This is a genomic window from Wolbachia endosymbiont (group A) of Brachyopa scutellaris (genome assembly GCF_964026995.1).
In the GTDB taxonomy this organism is placed as follows: Bacteria; Pseudomonadota; Alphaproteobacteria; order Rickettsiales; family Anaplasmataceae; genus Wolbachia; species Wolbachia pipientis.
Map to the genome: position 1 here is coordinate 579,855 of NZ_OZ034720.1, position 15,134 is coordinate 594,988.

The 15,134-nt window shown below is 35.8% G+C and carries 19 protein-coding genes; 18 read left to right on the plus strand and 1 reads right to left on the minus strand.

The genetic code is table 11. The features are described from left to right. The first annotated feature begins 7 nt into the window (after positions 1-7). The 5 genes from AAGD93_RS02900 to AAGD93_RS02920 all read left to right on the plus strand — a co-directional run bounded on the left by AAGD93_RS02900 (position 8) and on the right by AAGD93_RS02920 (position 3,689). Positions 8-238, plus strand: coding sequence for a hypothetical protein (locus AAGD93_RS02900; RefSeq protein ID WP_341819816.1), 231 nt, complete (start codon positions 8-10; stop codon positions 236-238). Next, positions 210-746 (plus strand): RadC family protein, encoded by a 537-nt coding sequence (locus AAGD93_RS02905; protein WP_341819817.1) that lies wholly within the window; start codon positions 210-212, stop codon positions 744-746. The genes AAGD93_RS02900 and AAGD93_RS02905 overlap by 29 nt, the downstream gene beginning before the upstream one ends. Before the next feature lie 352 nt (positions 747-1,098). Continuing rightward, positions 1,099-3,159, plus strand: a complete 2,061-nt coding sequence (locus tag AAGD93_RS02910; protein WP_341819818.1) for a recombinase family protein — start codon at positions 1,099-1,101, stop codon at positions 3,157-3,159. A gap of 63 nt (positions 3,160-3,222) precedes the next feature. Next, entirely contained in the window at positions 3,223-3,339 is a 117-nt protein-coding gene (locus tag AAGD93_RS02915) for a JAB domain-containing protein (protein ID WP_410529897.1), read from the plus strand. A gap of 161 nt (positions 3,340-3,500) precedes the next feature. Continuing rightward, positions 3,501-3,689, plus strand: a complete 189-nt coding sequence (locus tag AAGD93_RS02920; RefSeq protein ID WP_341819819.1) for a hypothetical protein — start codon at positions 3,501-3,503, stop codon at positions 3,687-3,689. Positions 3,690-3,728: 39 nt separating this feature from the next. Here AAGD93_RS02920 and AAGD93_RS02925 read toward each other — a convergent pair whose 3' ends face one another. Next, positions 3,729-7,337 carry a UvrD-helicase domain-containing protein gene (locus tag AAGD93_RS02925; RefSeq protein WP_341819820.1) on the minus strand — a complete coding sequence of 1,203 codons (3,609 nt, stop codon included), beginning with the start codon at positions 7,335-7,337 and terminating at the stop codon, positions 3,729-3,731. An 81-nt stretch (positions 7,338-7,418) separates the two neighbouring features. Between AAGD93_RS02925 and AAGD93_RS02930 the strand changes: the two genes are divergently transcribed. From AAGD93_RS02930 to AAGD93_RS07645, 13 genes are all read left to right on the plus strand, one after another. Next, positions 7,419-8,285, plus strand: a complete 867-nt coding sequence (locus AAGD93_RS02930) for a 4-(cytidine 5'-diphospho)-2-C-methyl-D-erythritol kinase (RefSeq protein WP_341819821.1) — start codon at positions 7,419-7,421, stop codon at positions 8,283-8,285. Positions 8,286-8,289: 4 nt separating this feature from the next. Then, a complete protein-coding gene (locus tag AAGD93_RS02935; RefSeq protein WP_174516000.1) occupies positions 8,290-8,646 on the plus strand; it encodes an Mth938-like domain-containing protein in 357 nt (118 codons plus the stop codon). A 1-nt stretch (position 8,647) separates the two neighbouring features. After that, complete coding sequence (locus AAGD93_RS02940; RefSeq protein ID WP_264718789.1) at positions 8,648-9,457, plus strand: metal ABC transporter permease; 810 nt, start codon at positions 8,648-8,650, stop codon at positions 9,455-9,457. 124 nt (positions 9,458-9,581) lie between these two features. After that, a complete protein-coding gene (locus AAGD93_RS02945; protein WP_341819822.1) occupies positions 9,582-9,767 on the plus strand; it encodes a hypothetical protein in 186 nt (61 codons plus the stop codon). 5 nt (positions 9,768-9,772) lie between these two features. Continuing rightward, positions 9,773-10,765: a DNA polymerase III subunit delta gene (holA, locus tag AAGD93_RS02950; protein WP_341819823.1), complete on the plus strand. Its 993-nt coding sequence runs from the start codon at positions 9,773-9,775 to the stop codon at positions 10,763-10,765. A 169-nt stretch (positions 10,766-10,934) separates the two neighbouring features. Further along, on the plus strand, positions 10,935-11,969 hold the full coding sequence (locus tag AAGD93_RS02955) for a Fic family protein (protein WP_209472855.1): 1,035 nt from the start codon (positions 10,935-10,937) through the stop codon (positions 11,967-11,969). A 29-nt stretch (positions 11,970-11,998) separates the two neighbouring features. After that, the gene (locus tag AAGD93_RS02960; protein ID WP_341819824.1) at positions 11,999-12,229 is read left to right on the plus strand and encodes a hypothetical protein; all 231 of its coding nucleotides are present in this window, start codon (positions 11,999-12,001) and stop codon (positions 12,227-12,229) included. Positions 12,230-12,383: 154 nt separating this feature from the next. Continuing rightward, positions 12,384-13,169, plus strand: coding sequence for a 4-hydroxy-tetrahydrodipicolinate reductase (gene dapB / locus AAGD93_RS02965; RefSeq protein WP_010962542.1), 786 nt, complete (start codon positions 12,384-12,386; stop codon positions 13,167-13,169). Beyond that, positions 13,166-13,924, plus strand: coding sequence for a phosphate ABC transporter ATP-binding protein PstB (gene pstB / locus AAGD93_RS02970; RefSeq protein WP_006280935.1), 759 nt, complete (start codon positions 13,166-13,168; stop codon positions 13,922-13,924). Before dapB ends, pstB begins: the two co-directional genes overlap by 4 nt. A 78-nt stretch (positions 13,925-14,002) precedes the next feature. Next, positions 14,003-14,296, plus strand: a complete 294-nt coding sequence (locus tag AAGD93_RS02975) for a transposase (RefSeq protein WP_341819579.1) — start codon at positions 14,003-14,005, stop codon at positions 14,294-14,296. 147 nt (positions 14,297-14,443) lie between these two features. Continuing rightward, on the plus strand, positions 14,444-14,740 hold the full coding sequence (locus AAGD93_RS02980; protein ID WP_341819899.1) for an IS3 family transposase: 297 nt from the start codon (positions 14,444-14,446) through the stop codon (positions 14,738-14,740). Between the two features lie 3 nt (positions 14,741-14,743). Continuing rightward, on the plus strand, positions 14,744-14,905 hold the full coding sequence (locus tag AAGD93_RS02985) for a DDE-type integrase/transposase/recombinase (protein WP_010082071.1): 162 nt from the start codon (positions 14,744-14,746) through the stop codon (positions 14,903-14,905). Continuing rightward, entirely contained in the window at positions 14,898-15,062 is a 165-nt protein-coding gene (locus AAGD93_RS07645) for an IS3 family transposase (RefSeq protein ID WP_010082072.1), read from the plus strand. The genes AAGD93_RS02985 and AAGD93_RS07645 overlap by 8 nt, the downstream gene beginning before the upstream one ends. Positions 15,063-15,134: the final 72 nt, after the last annotated feature.

Sequence of the window (15,134 nt, forward strand, 5' to 3'; positions counted from 1 at the left end):
CACTGGGATGACACCTCTGGGCACTGCCGTCGTAAAGGAACCAGTGTCAGCTACTCGGATGACAAAGGAGGACAGTGTCTCAGCTACTTTCATGACACCATTTGCTGTCTTTAAAAATGAATGTTCTTACAATTGTGTGTCATGCGCTTTATTAAATATTTTACTTAAAAATCTAATTTCTTATTATACAAGAGATAAGCAATTCATTGATGATGAAAAATTACAAAAAGGGGCATAGAAAGCGCCTAAGAGAGAAAATTATTTTAGATAATGGACAATCATTACTTGATTATGAAGTTTTAGAGCACATTTTATATTCAGCATATAGTAGAATTGATGTAAAACCGGTGGCAAAGAGTTTGATAGAAAGTTTTGGCAGCTTAAATAAAGTTTTTAATGCTGACCTGGAAGCGCTGCAAAACGTTGATGGTGTCAGCAATGCAGCGATATCTGCCATCTTTTGTGTAAAACAAGCCTTTGTTCATTCTGCAAGAGAAGAAATAAAAAACCTGCCTGTAATCGATAACTGGGAAAAATTGCTTGATTATTTAAGAATAAGTATAGGAAGCCTCAATAAGGAAAATTTTCGTGTCATCTATATGAATAAAAAGTATCGTCTAATAGCGGAAGACCTGCAAAATATTGGTACAGTAGATCAAACTCCTCTTTATGTCAGAGAGATCATCAAGCGCGCACTTTTGATTGGTTCAACATCCATTGTAATATCTCACGATCAACCACCTTAATACCCCATTCAACAACCAAAAAGAGATTACAGTTACAGATCCAACTCATCCGCTATTTGGCAGAACTTTTCCTATATCCTTTATCAGTTCAAGAGCCCATTGTAGTAGTAATGTATATGTTATTCATCGTAATAACATAATTCTGCGTATCCCGTTTCTTGCTACCAACTTAGCCAGTAAGCAAGATTTTCTCACAAGTAAATTAACATGGGATTCATTATACGAATTTGTTTCTTTAGCAAAGGAGTATAAATTATGCCATGTAAACCAAATAGAGTGTGGAAAAAAATGCCGCAATGTCTCAAATCAGAAATTTTAGAAAACATATTATTAGTGTCCAAAGAGGTCATCCATGAATACATCAGAGCTAATTACAGCACAACATTTAACACGCGAAGCGATAATTTACATAAGACAATCAACACCTCATCAAGCACTGAGCAATCAAGAAAGTTTGGAGTTACAGTATGCGCTGAAACAAAGAGCAATTGATCTTGGGTGGAAAGCTGATAATATTGTTGTTATTGATAATGATCTCGGCTTAACAGGTGCTAGTGCTGAAAAGCGTGAAGGGTATAAAGAGATTCTCGCTAAAGTCACTTTATCAAAGGTAGGGATTATCCTATCATATGATGTGACTCGTTTGTCACGTAATTGTTCTGATTGGTATCCGTTATTGGATATATGTGGCTATAAACAGTGTTTGATAGCTGATCGGGATGGTGTGTATGACCCTGGTACTATTAATGGTCGGTTATTACTTGGTCTGAAAGGTCAGCTTGCTGAAATGGAGTTATCTACTATAAGAGCCAGACTAAATGCTGGACTAGTAAATAAGGCAACCAGAGGAGATTTAGCCTTATCTCTTCCAGTGGGTTTCGTTCGTAACATTGATGATTCCGTGAGTAAGGATCCTAACCTTGAAGTTCAGCAGCATATTAAGCTTGTTTTTGACACTTTTCTAGAAAAACGAACAGCAGCACAAGTTGTAAGGTATTTTAACAATAACCAACTTACCATTCCTAGGTATGACAATTTTAAAGAAGTGCATTGGAAAAAGCCAACTTTTGACGCAATTATCTCAATGCTCAAAAACCCTGCTTATGCTGGAGCATTTGCTTATGGTCGTTCTTGTACTACGCGTCAAAAACTATCTTCTGCTAATAAAACAACAAAAAGACTACCAATGGAAGAATGGAAAGTTCTAATTAAAGATAAATACCCAGCTTACATAGATTGGGAAACCTTTACAAAGATTCAGATCATACTTAAAGATAATCATGCGGACTACCGTCGCTGTAGAACACGTGGAATAGCTAGACCAGGTGCAGCATTATTACATGGAATAATCTATTGTGGAGAATGTGGACACAAAATGATAGTACAGTATAAAGGAGGAAACCATTATAAATGCAGTTACCAACACCAACGTGATCTTTCCCCTTCATGTCAGTTTTTACCGGCTGATATTATTGATAATGAAGTAGTTCCTAAATTTTTTGCAGCACTTAGTCAAATTGAGCTAGATGCTTATACTAAGGCTATTAACTCGCAGCTACAATCTGAACAAGAAATTAATAAAGCTCATTTACAACAATTAGAACGCTTAAGATACCAAGTAAGATTGGCAGAACGACAATTTAATCAAGTTGATCCTGACAATCGTCTTGTAGCTGCAGAACTTGAAAGACGTTGGGAACAGGCATTGAATGAACTCAAGCAAGCGGAAATTACATTTGAATGTCAGTATCCAAGTAAACCGACTCCTCAATTATCCGAGGAACTGAAAACAATATTTTTAGATGTAGGTAAGAAACTACCTGAAATTTGGCATAAGTCGGTTCTGTCACGTCAGCAAAGAAAATCTTTTATTCGTTGTCTGATTGATAAGGTAGTAGCACACCGAATCAGGCGTGATTGCTTGCAGATACGTATTGTATGGCATGGTAGAGAAACTACCACTTTCCATGTTCCTATTCCAGTAAGCTCCTTTCGTGCATTAACTACTGCAACAGAAATGGAGCAATCTATAATAAAGTTAAGTAAAGAGGGTAAAACGGATATAGAAATTGCCAAGTACTTAGAAACACAAGGGTATCGTTCTCCCTCACAATCAAAGAATATTGTTTTAGAAAATACAGTAAAAAATATTCGGTTAAAAAATAATATTATGCGAAAAAAGGAGCAATCACACCCCATTAAAGTGCCTGGCTACCTTACTATTTCACAAATTGCAAAGATCCTTGAAGTTTCCAGGCAGTGGCTTTACGATAGAATAAGGAGAGGTAAAATAAAAATACAAAAAGACTATAGCAAAACCAGAGGCAAGTATTTATTTGAAGATACACCAGAAACTGTTAGAACCCTTATGGATTTTAAAAATGGTAAACTCAACAACCCAAATTTTTTATAGGAGTATCAATATGTATAATCGCACAATCATCCAAGCGGAGATACACAACCTTCAAATAGCGATATATCTCTCACTAGACAACTAGCAGAAGCTTGCCAAAGTATAGGAATAGAATTAATAGATCACATTATTATTACATTCAGTAGCTATTTTAGTTTCAAGGAAAATAGGTTGTTGTGAAAGCCTTTATAGCTACAGTAACTTAGATTTACCGACAATCGTCATTCCGCTACGTGTTAGCGGCTAAGAGATACCGTGACGGGATGACGTAGGGGTTGCCGAGAACTTGTCATTCCAGTGCTTGACACTGGAATCCAGTTTTCTTTACAAATTCACCAAAAGTGCTTCATTCTATAACGCAAAACCCATACTCACCAAACTCAATGTATTACTTGCAATTAAGTTTTCTGGATCCCAGTGCCACGCACTGGGATGACAAGAAAGAGGGCACTGGAATAACAGGAGAAGAAGGCACTGGAATGACGAATTTGTCGTTTTTTAAATTGGTTGCTAAACCAGAATTACTTTAGCTGTAGATTCTTTTACCGCACTCTTGCAATCAAGTTTCATCAAAAGTCAGATTGCAGAGTTAAATCTTCCACCCAAATAACCACGCACTCTACTTGCTTGTTTGGATATATTTCTTGTACTAAGGTTTTATAGGTCAACATTTGCTTTTTTATTTCATTTAATGAGGAAACAGAAACGTTACGGTGTGACTTGTAGTCAATTATGATTGCTTTATCTTGCGTTATGCATAGCCTATCTAGTCGTACTAATACTGACTTACCATCAATTGTTCCACTCAGTGTAATCTCTGATTTGCCTTCCAAGTCAAACAAATAGCCATATTTTTCATTAAAGGCTAATATTTTACTGTAAATTTCATCCTTATCTTCACTGATGTTATCAAGGTATTTTCTGACCCAATTTTTTCTCCTTTCTTTTTCTATCTTGGGCATATACTGCAATATGCTGTGAATAATCAGGCCTCTTGCATAACCATCTGTCATCCCAATGCTCCTTGTTGTCATTCCAGCACTCTCATCTGTCATTCCAATACCCCTATCTGTCATTCTAATACCCCTATTTGTCATTCCAGTGCTTGACACTGGGATCCAGGCCTTTTTTTCTCCAGGTTCCAGCGTCACGCGCTGGAATGACGAAAGAGAGTGCTGAAATGATACCGAAGAGTGAGCTGACACTTGTTCTCCTTCTTTTTTACTGGATCCCAGTGTCAAGCACTGGGATGACAGGGGAGGACGCTGGGATGACAGGGGAGGACGCTGGGATGACAGGGGAGGACGCTGGGATGACAGGAAAGGGTGTTGGAATGACGAAAGAGGACGCTGGGATGACACCGAAGAGTGGGCTAAAGCTGGTGGAAGGGAAATGACCGGAACGTCAAAGTAATCACGTTTTTTATAAATGTAAGGGTAGTTTGCGTTCACACATAGCACTTCAACTTTTTCTTTAAATATTGGCTGTAAGTATGCTTGTTTCTTTTCATATGATGTTCCATACTGAGTGATTAGATCATACCAAGAGCCCTTTTGCACTGGCTCTTTACTTAAGATGTATAACTCATCTTCAGCACGCGTGAGTGCTACGTATAATAAACGCAAATATTCATTATAATCCTCTAGTTTTTTCTCTCTTTTTACTTGATCGCAATAAGCGTTGTTGTTTTTTCCACACCAAAATGGCACTTCTGTTCCATCAAAGATAATGCTTTCACTGTTTCTTGGCACTGTGTTTGTATCAACCAAAAATACTATGGGAGCTTGCAGACCTTTTGATTTATGAATTGTCATTATTCGCACAGCATTGCGTTCTGATTGCATATCATTCTTAATCTCCGGGTTATTCTCCTTGATCCACTGAACAAACGCTTGAAGAGATGGGTTTTCAAATTGCAACATAAGGTTCATAAATTCGTCTAGAACCTCGAAGCACTCAAGACCTAGCCTTGCAGCAAATTTTTTCTTACCTGTACGCAGTACATGCGTGAATAATGTAAGAGGGGATTCTGTGCGAGATAAGTTAATAAGATAGTTTAATTCACTGTAGATAACCACAGAATAATCGTGAATTCTTTCCCATAGTGAATGCTCTTTACGGTCATATGCAATGTTAAATAAATCATCCTCGGTAAAATTGAATAACGGTGATTTTAAAGCATTTGCAAGAGCTAAATCATTTGCTGGAAGGAGCAAAAACTCAGCCAAAGCTATTAAGTCCTGCACGGCTATATAGTCCATAATTCTAAAATAATCTCGGCCTACAACTGGCACGTTTGCTTTTTTAAGTTCGCTTATTATGTAATCAACTAACACGTTTCGTTGTCGTACCAGAACCATAATGTCTCTTGGTTCTATATGGCGATCTTTAGCAACTAAAATCCGCCCTTCGTTTAACCAATTGTGAATTCTGTTGGCTATTGTTTGAGCAAGTAATCGATCTGCTATTGTATAACCTTCCTTGCATGTCAGAGGAATTTGTAAAGCTTGCTGTTCTTTCTCTTTGCGCCTTGGTAACGCTGGCCAAATTTCAATATATCCTTGGTCATTTTCTCTATGTGGAACATGTTTTATTTCATTATCATTAAAAGATATTTCTGCGCGGAAGTTATTAAATATTCTATCTACAAGCATCAAAACTTCTGGAGTTGAACGAAATGACTTTTCAAGTTGGCATGATATCCAATTTCTACCACCAGTTTTCGTATGAAAGTATTGTTGCATATAGTTGAATAGATGGGGATTTGCTCCTTGAAATCTGTATATGGATTGTTTTACGTCACCAACAACAAATAAGGTTCGCTTTTCATCATTACCGGCAAAAAATTCATCGCAGAGATTTGTTATAATTTTCCACTGACTGATGCTATTGTCTTGTGCCTCGTCAACAAGGATGTGATCTATTTTTTGATCTAAGTTAAACAATACCCAATCTTTATGATCTGGGTCGCTGAGAAGATTTGTTGCTAAGTCAATTATATCATTGTAGTCAAGCAGTGCATTTTTTGATTTTTCGCTACTGTATAGATCAACATATACTTTAAATATACCAAGTAAGCTACTGGTTCTCTTGAATATTTGATAAGAGTTCATGTCTCTTATATGAGTAAACACTACATTCTGAACGTTCTCTATTATTTGCTCTGCATCTTTGAATTTCTCCAAAATACTTTTTGTTGCAATGGATGATATGCTCTTTTTTTCGTGCGATTCTGATTTGAGAAATACCTTGGCTAGGTTTTCTATTTTGGTGTCATTCCACTTTATTCCGGTGTCATCCGAATAGCTGACACTGGTTCTTTTTTTCTGGATTCCAGTGTCAAGCACTGGAATGACAGTAGAATAAAGTATTTCACTATAACTCTGATCTCTTTTACTGCCTTCACTTAATATCTCGGCTAGTCTTCCCACGTGCTCAATTGTTTCACTCTGTAAGTCATGAATTTCATCTGGGGAGCTCAATTTATCTTTGATATATTTCGAATCATTTGCTGACATCGATCTTTTTACACATAAAGTATAAAGCAAATCGCGTAATTTATTTTCATCAATTTCAGTTGCAATAAGATTGATATCATCCTGCACAGTTTCGTTATGAAGCACTTTATTGAATATGATGGGATGTAATTCTTTGCATTCGCTCAGCGTGCAATTTGGGGCGATGCCAGCTTCTATGGGAAAGCTGGAAATTAATTTGTAACAGAAAGCGTGTATGGTTTGTATAGTTAGACCAAGATTTTCCAGTTCAGAGAAAAGCCTTCTTGCTCTTGTTAAGTGACGATCAAGTGCTTCATTTTTTCTGGATCCCTCCGTTATCCCAGCACTCTCCTTTGTCATCCCAGTGCTTGACACTGGGATCCATTCTTTTTTTTTACTGGATTCCAGCGTCACGCACTGGAATGACATCGGAAAGAAATCTAGTTGTTCTAGATCTGCTGCCAACACACTCTCTGAGCATATTGCCCACTTACTGAGTATGCTGTGAATGCGATTCTCCATCTCGTTTGCTGCAGCATTGGTGAACGTTAAGCAGAGAATATTTCTTTTGTTTTCTAATAAAAGTCTCAATACCCTGTCTATTAAGATTTTTGTTTTGCCTGTACCAGCAGATGCATTTACCCACACAGAGAAATTAGGATTTATGGCATTTGATCTCATCAGAAGTGCGAAAACCTTATAAAAGTTGACTAGAATAGCATTATACATATAATGTAAAAATAATCTTAGTGAAGATATATAATGAAAAGTTTTTGTGTAAAGGCGCCTGCAAAAATCAATCTTTTTTTGCATGTTGTAGACAAAAAAGAAACAGGGTATCACTTGATTGAAGGTTTATTTGTCTTTGCTAATCTCTCTAATTTTTTGGAAATAAAAGTAGGTGAGAAGGATTCTAGATACGATAACTCTACAGTTGAATTTATAAACTCCGAGTCTAAAATAAATAACCAATATAACACTGTAATGAAAGCGGTTAATCTGCTGCTTAGGCATGCTCCTGTACGCACTAAAGTCACTGTAAAGGTTGTAAAAAACATACCAATTGCTGCAGGACTTGGTAGCGGATCCTCAGATGCTGGAGCTGTGGTACGTACGCTAGGGAAGCTGTGGAAGATTGATAGGACGATTTTAAATGAAATAGCCTTAAACGTTGGCGCTGATGTTCCCGCAAGTGTAGATAGCAAGCCTGTTTTTGTTAGAGGTATTGGTGAAGAATTGTGCCACATAAAAAAGTTCTCTTTACCCACGAATGTGGTGCTTGTGAAACCGAAAAAAAAGTTTTTGAGTACACCAGAGGTATTTTCCAAACATGAAGGAAAATTTTCTGAGCCAATTAAATGGAGCGATGACGCTGAAAAGGATTTGTTGAAGCTTCTTAAAGAGACGAGAAACGATCTTCAAGAAATAGCAATAAGCCTTGTACCTGAAATTAAGGATGTGATATCAACACTTGAGTCACAAGAAGGCTCTATACTTTCTCGCATGTCAGGCAGTGGTGTAGCATGTTTTGGAATATTCGATAGTGAGGAAAATGCAAAAGCTGCTGCAGTTAATATCGGAAAAAAGCAACCAGAATGGTGGGTATGTGACACTCAATTAATAGTTTGACTTTATGCCCTTAATTTCCGAGAATAAAAATCTTATAAATGGTTACAGGGAAGGAAAATTTTTGGTAAACAATCAAGAATATTATGGCTCAATTATAATTTTTCCTGAAAAGGTGATAAAATTGAAAGAAAGTGATATAAACAGCAAGGAGTATTTTGAATCTTTTTTAACAGAGGAAATAGAAATTTTGTTAATAGGTACTGGTAAAACACGCAATATACTAAGTTCTTCAGTGAAGTCCTATCTTATGGAACAAAAAGGTTTAAATTTTGAATTTATGACAACAGGTTCTGCATGCAGAACCCATAATATTCTGATATCCGAAGATAGATTTGTTGTCAGTTATCTAATAGCCATATAGCATGTTTGAAATGTTTACCCAGGATTTTTTCATCAACAGTCTAGTTGCAGTAGTCGTAATTAGCCTAGTAACAGGCGCTTTAGGATCGTTTATGATATGGCAAAGGTTATCTTATCTTGGTGATAGTTTGTCCCATTCTTCATTGCTTGGTATTGCACTTGCTTTGATCTTTAAGATTAGCCCATCGCTTAGCATAATGCTCATTGCAATTACATTTGCTATACTACTTTCTCTTAATTTTAACAGATTATATTCTGCTGATACGATATTGAACATTGTTACCAATGTAGTTTTATCATCGAGTTTAATACTTATGTCTTTTCTTCCATCTGGCAATAATAGTATTATTAGCTCACTGTTTGGTGATATATTAACGCTCGATCAAAGTGATATAGTATTGATTTTTTTAACCTCTGCAGTAGTTACTTTGATATTAATATTTAGATGGCGTTATTGGTTAATGATTTCAATTAATCAAGATTTAGCAGTAGTTGAAAAAATTAATGTTACCTTTGTTAGACTAGAATTTTTAATCACTCTTGCTATATTTATAGCAATTGCTGCCCAACTAATAGGAATATTACTCATTGCTGCATTTTTGCTAATACCAGCAGCATCTGCAAGGCTCATCTCGAAAACTCCAATGCAGATGATTATTGTTGCAACAGTTTTTTCTGTAATCTCTGGGATATCGGGTCTCATGTTATCTGCAAGTTTTGATTTGTTAACTGGACCTGCAATTATACTTGTTGCAGCCGTATATTTAATTATCGCTTATTTTATAAGGCTAGTATTAAGCAGGTTGGCTTAATTTTAATCTCGAATGTTAATAATTTTGTAATATACTCATTATAAAACATCACTATCTTAGCACAATTTGCTATATTATTGTTTATGTGCTAATGATAAGCTGTTAGTTTTATGGAGTAAGCAATATGAGCGAAGAAGGATTTTTTTCTAAATATATAATACAACCTATGAAAAATTTTTACAATAAGTGTGCTTCTTTTTGGAGGAAGGATGCGTCAGATGATGTAGCAGGTGATGCGCATAATATTGTACAAGAAAGCTCAGAGTCTTTGGATACTCATGTACAGTCAAATGAGAATGATATCATATAGATAGCATGAGGGTCACACCATCCAAAGTTAAAAAATTCCTAGAGAAACCTGATGCTTTAAGTGGTGTGTTAATTCATGGAAGTGATAACAGTAGGGTTGGTTTTTATGTACAAGAAATAATTGCTAATTTGGATGAGTATTCAGTTCAGGTGATGGATTTTGCAATAGTGAATAAGTCACCCAGTTTACTGTTTTCTGAATTGGCAAACATTTCGATGTTTACCAGCAAAAAATTAATTAAGCTGATAAATGTGAGTGGAGGTATATCCAAAGAGTTAAAAAACGTATTGGATTATAACGCAAGTGGTCACTATGTAATGATGGTAGCAAGTGATCTTCCATATAATTCTGCGACTAAAAGTTATATGGAGAGTTCAAAAATTTTTGGTGTGATTGCTTGCTATAAGGACAGCAACAGCAATCTTTATGACATTATATCAAGTTACTTAAAACAAAATGATATAAAATGCACAAATGAGATAATCTACCATTTGCAATCTTACTTTAATCATAGCAAGCTGCCTATATGTTCAGAACTTGAGAAGTTAGTTTTATACTTAGGGGAGAGAAAAGACCTAAAACTTACTGATATAGAATTATGCTTTTCAACTTCCGGCAACGACTATGCTACACTTGATGATCTATGCTCTGCCATAGCAAGTAAAGATATGTCGCGTTTCATTAGAATTTCTGATGCATTGATATCGCAAGAAAATTTTTCACCGATAGCACTAATTCGCATTATATCAAATTATTTCCTACGCCTTGAAACCGTTTTGCTGTCAGTGCAAGGTGGAATGAGTGAGCAGGCTGCGATTGATCAGCTAAGCCCTCCATTGTTTTTTAAACAATTGCAGAGTTTTAAATCTCATTTGAAAAGTTTGCAACTTTCAGAACTTAAGAAGATCTTGGAAAAATTGATAAGCTTAGAAGTTACCTGTAAAAAAACTGATTTAGATCATAAAATGATTTTTCAACATGCACTGACGGGTAGCTGACTACTCGGATCCAGCCTTTCTTATAATTTCATCAAAATGTTGTATTTTAACATAAAATAGCTGCTTTTATGCCTACCAAAATTCATTCTTTAGTGTGTGTCTCACAAGTATTCTTTGCTAATAGGATATTTTCGAATATAATTGAATATAACTAGATAAAAATACAGATATGTTTGACATTTCAAAAATTGTAATAACACCTGAAATGTTAAAATTAGTTGCTGAAATTGATGAATTTAAAGGAGCATGGCAATTGTTTGGTAATTTAGCTCCAGAACGTTTACAAATGCTCAAGAAAATTGCAACAATTGAAAGTATTGGTTCTTCTACTCGTATTGAAGGGGCAAGATTATCAGACCGTGAAGTTGAGCAATTACTATCCAAACTTGATACACGCTCATTTCGTTCTCTAGATGAACGAGAAATAGCCGGATATGCGTATGTGTGTGAAGAAGTATTTCAAAACTTTAACAAGATGCCATTTACAGAAAACACTATAAAACAGTTTCACATCTGGCTTTTACAATTTTCATATAAAGATCAAAGGCACATGGGAGAATATAAAAAATTCCCCAATCATGTTGAAGCGTTTGATGAATCTGGAAAAAGCTTGGGCATAGTTTTTGAAACAGCCTCTCCATTTGAGACAGCAACACAAATGCAAGAACTTATTTATTGGACTAGCCAGCAATTAGAGGTGAAATCGTTACACCCTCTATTAATTATTGGCATTTTTATAGTTACTTTTTTAGCTATTCATCCCTTCCAGGATGGAAATGGCAGATTATCACGCATTCTCACAACTTTCTTGTTACTAAAGTTAGGGTATATCTATGTACCTTACAGTTCCCTTGAAAGTAATAAGGAGAGTTACTACTTAGCTTTGCGTCGTACTCAACAATCCTTGAAGACGAGCAGCTATGATTTTAATCCATGGCTTATATTCTTTTTAAGGTCACTACAAAAGCAAAAATTTCATCTTGAACAAAAGGTGTCACATGAAAAAGTGTTAAATCTCTATTTACCACCACTTTCTGCTAAAGTATTAGCACTACTCAGCAAACATGGACGTCTTACAATTAAGGATTTGGAAAATATTACTAAAGCAAACTGCAATACCTTAAAGAAGCACGTATCTAATCTCGTAAAGAGTAATCACATCACTCAGCATGGAAAAGGCAAAGCAACCTGGTATGTAATATAGAGCTCAATAGGATATGTATTCATTTTGAATTGTTAAATTATTCAGCTATAGAATATAGATCACAGCTGTACAAACATTGTAGTTTGAGCCCACTAGATCCCAGTGCCCTATTCTTGTCATCCCAGTACCTTCTCCTGTCATCCCAGTGCCCAGACACTGGGATCCAGAAAAGTTTGCTTGTAAGCAAGCAAACTAGCATAGAAAGTGGTTACAACGTTTTCGATGAGATTGCAGAAAGGCTAGATTCCAGACTGGAATGACATCGTTCACTATGTACCATATTGCAATAGTTGTGGTCAAGGCACTGGGATCTGGTAGACCCAAATTGCAGTGTTCGTACAGCTATAGAATATAGATCAGAAGTGACAGAGCTTAAAAAAAGGCCTAACATTCTTAATAAACGTAAAAAGCTTTATGAAAATCAGAGTTGGAGTAATAGGCTGCTTAGGCAGAATGGGCAAAAAAATACTCAATGAATTAATTACAAATACCAAAGTGGAAATAGCAGGTGCTGTTGCCCGTTCAGGCAGTAAGTACATAGATTCAGATATTGGACCAATTATAGCCAATCTAGGAATTAAAGTTACAAGTTCTATTAGTGGCATATTTGAGTCATCTGACGTTGTAATAGATTTTACAACTAAAGAATGTATGTTAGACTGCCTTAAAGCAGCTGTAAAATTTAAAACACCGCTGGTTAGTGGCACAACTGGAATAGAAGGTGTCGATTTGAAAGAATATGCTGCTGAAGTTCCAATATTATGGTCAGCAAATATGAGTGTTGGGGTTAATGTGTTGCTGAAATTGGTAAAAAAAGCTGCTGAGCTTTTAGGTAATGAATATGACGTTGAGATTTGGGAAATGCATCATAACTTAAAAAAGGATTCACCATCTGGAACAGCTATAGAACTTGGCAAAACAATTGCTAACGCTTCAAAAGTGGATTTTCAGTCCAATCAATATTTACATAGTGGTTCAAACATAAGGAAAAAGGGGGGAATAGGTTTTGCAGTATCTCGTGGAGGTGGAGTAATAGGAGATCACAGCGTGATGTTTGTTAATTCTGATGAACGGATAGAACTAAACCACAAAGCAATTGATCGCACAACATTTGCTAGAGGAGCTGTTCAAGCAGCAGTATGGCTATACGAAAATAAAAGAGAAATTCCGGGGCTCTATTCAATGCAGGATGTGATATGAGCAATACACGTGCCTCTGTTAAAGATTTAAATCTCTGGTACGGCTCTAAGCAAGTTTTATTCGATATAAATTTGAATATTTATAAAAGAAAAGTTACTACTTTTATCGGACCATCCGGGTGCGGTAAATCAACATTTTTGCGTTGTTTTAATCGTATGAATGACTATGTACCAGGTTGCAAAACTGTTGGTGAATTAGATATCGATGGGCTGGGTGATATATATTCACGCGATATGGATGTTGTACTACTTAGAGCAAAAGTTGGTATGGTATTTCAAAAGCCAAATCCTTTTCCAAAATCAATATATGATAATGTTGCTTGTGGGCCAAAATTGCATGGTATGGCGAAGGATAAGCAAAAATTGAATGAGATGGTGGAAAATAGTTTAACCAAGGTTGGTTTATGGGAAGAATTGAAGGACAGATTGCAAGATAGCGCACTCAATTTATCCGGTGGCCAACAACAGAGGCTATGCATCGCTCGCGCAATTGCAGTGAAGCCAACTATTTTATTAATGGATGAACCGTGCTCTGCTCTTGATCCAATGGCAACCAATGCAATCGAAAATCTTATACAAGAGCTGAAATTAAGATTTACTATAATTATGGTGACTCATTCAATGAAGCAAGCTAAAAAGTTATCTGATAGTGTAATTTTCTTTCATAATGGCAGAATTGTTGAGTCTGGAAGCACTCAAGAAATATTCGAAAATGCTCAATCTCCCTTAACAAAGGAGTATATCCTGGATCATTAAATTTCTGACCTTACCCAGAAAAAGTGGAGAGAAAGAAAAGAGTTTTTTTGGGTAAAATAAAATTTTGGAGGATTAGAAATGGTAAGAGAATATACAGCAGAATTCAAATTGGAAGCTGTTAAACTGGCAAATGAACAAAGAAAGGCAGGTCAAACAATTACAAAAATAGCAAAGGATTTAGGAATAAAGGGTGGTTTATTAGGAAAATGGATAAAGAAACACAACGAAAAAAAGTCGGCAGCAGATGCATTTCCAGGTAGAGGTAACATGGCTCCTTACGACAAAGAGAGGTTTGATTTACAAAGAGAGTTAGCAAGAGTAACAAGGGAAAGAGACATTAAAAAAAAAGCCCTGGCCAGTCAAAAAGAGTAAAATATTTTTTTATAAAAGAGCATAGTAACTGCTATAAAGTACAGGAATTATGTAGGATTTTCTGCTAGTGGCTACTATAAGTGGACCACAAGAAAAATAAGCAGTAGAGAATCAGCAAATAAAGAGCTACTCGCAGCTATTCAAAAAATATATCAAGTTTCTAAATGTAGATATGGAGCTCCTAAAATTCATGCTGAATTGAAGGCTTTGGGTAAAAGTTGCAATTTGAAAACGGTGCAAAGTATTATGCAGAAAAATGACATCAGGGCTATACTGAGAAGAAAGTTTAAAATTAAAAAACAACAAACAGATAATAGAGCTGTAGCTCCCAATGTACTAGATCAAAACTTTATTGTTGATCAACCAAATAAAGTATGGGATTACTTACATCAAAACCAAGGAGGGATGGCTATATTTGGCAGCAATAATTCTCACGTATGGTAGTTAATGAGTAGTGCAATAAATAAACAATTGGTTATGAACTCTTTATTAATGGCCATTAATAGGCGTAAACCTGTTAAAAATCTACTGCTGCACAGTGACCAAGGTTCACAATATACTGCGCAAGGGTATCAATATCTCTTAGCTGTAAAGAATATAGATGAGTAATAAAGGCTGTTGTTACGACAATTCTGTTGCAGAAAGCTTCTTTAGCTCATTGAAAAGAGAAATACTTATTGATACTTCACAACACTCTGCTCAACAAACTAGAACTGCAATATTTGAATACATAGAAATTTTTTATAACAAACAACGTCACTATTAACTATTGCATTCCAGAACAATTTGATGCATCATTCTTTTTGTAAAAAACATTCCAAACTTTCTCTCCACTTTT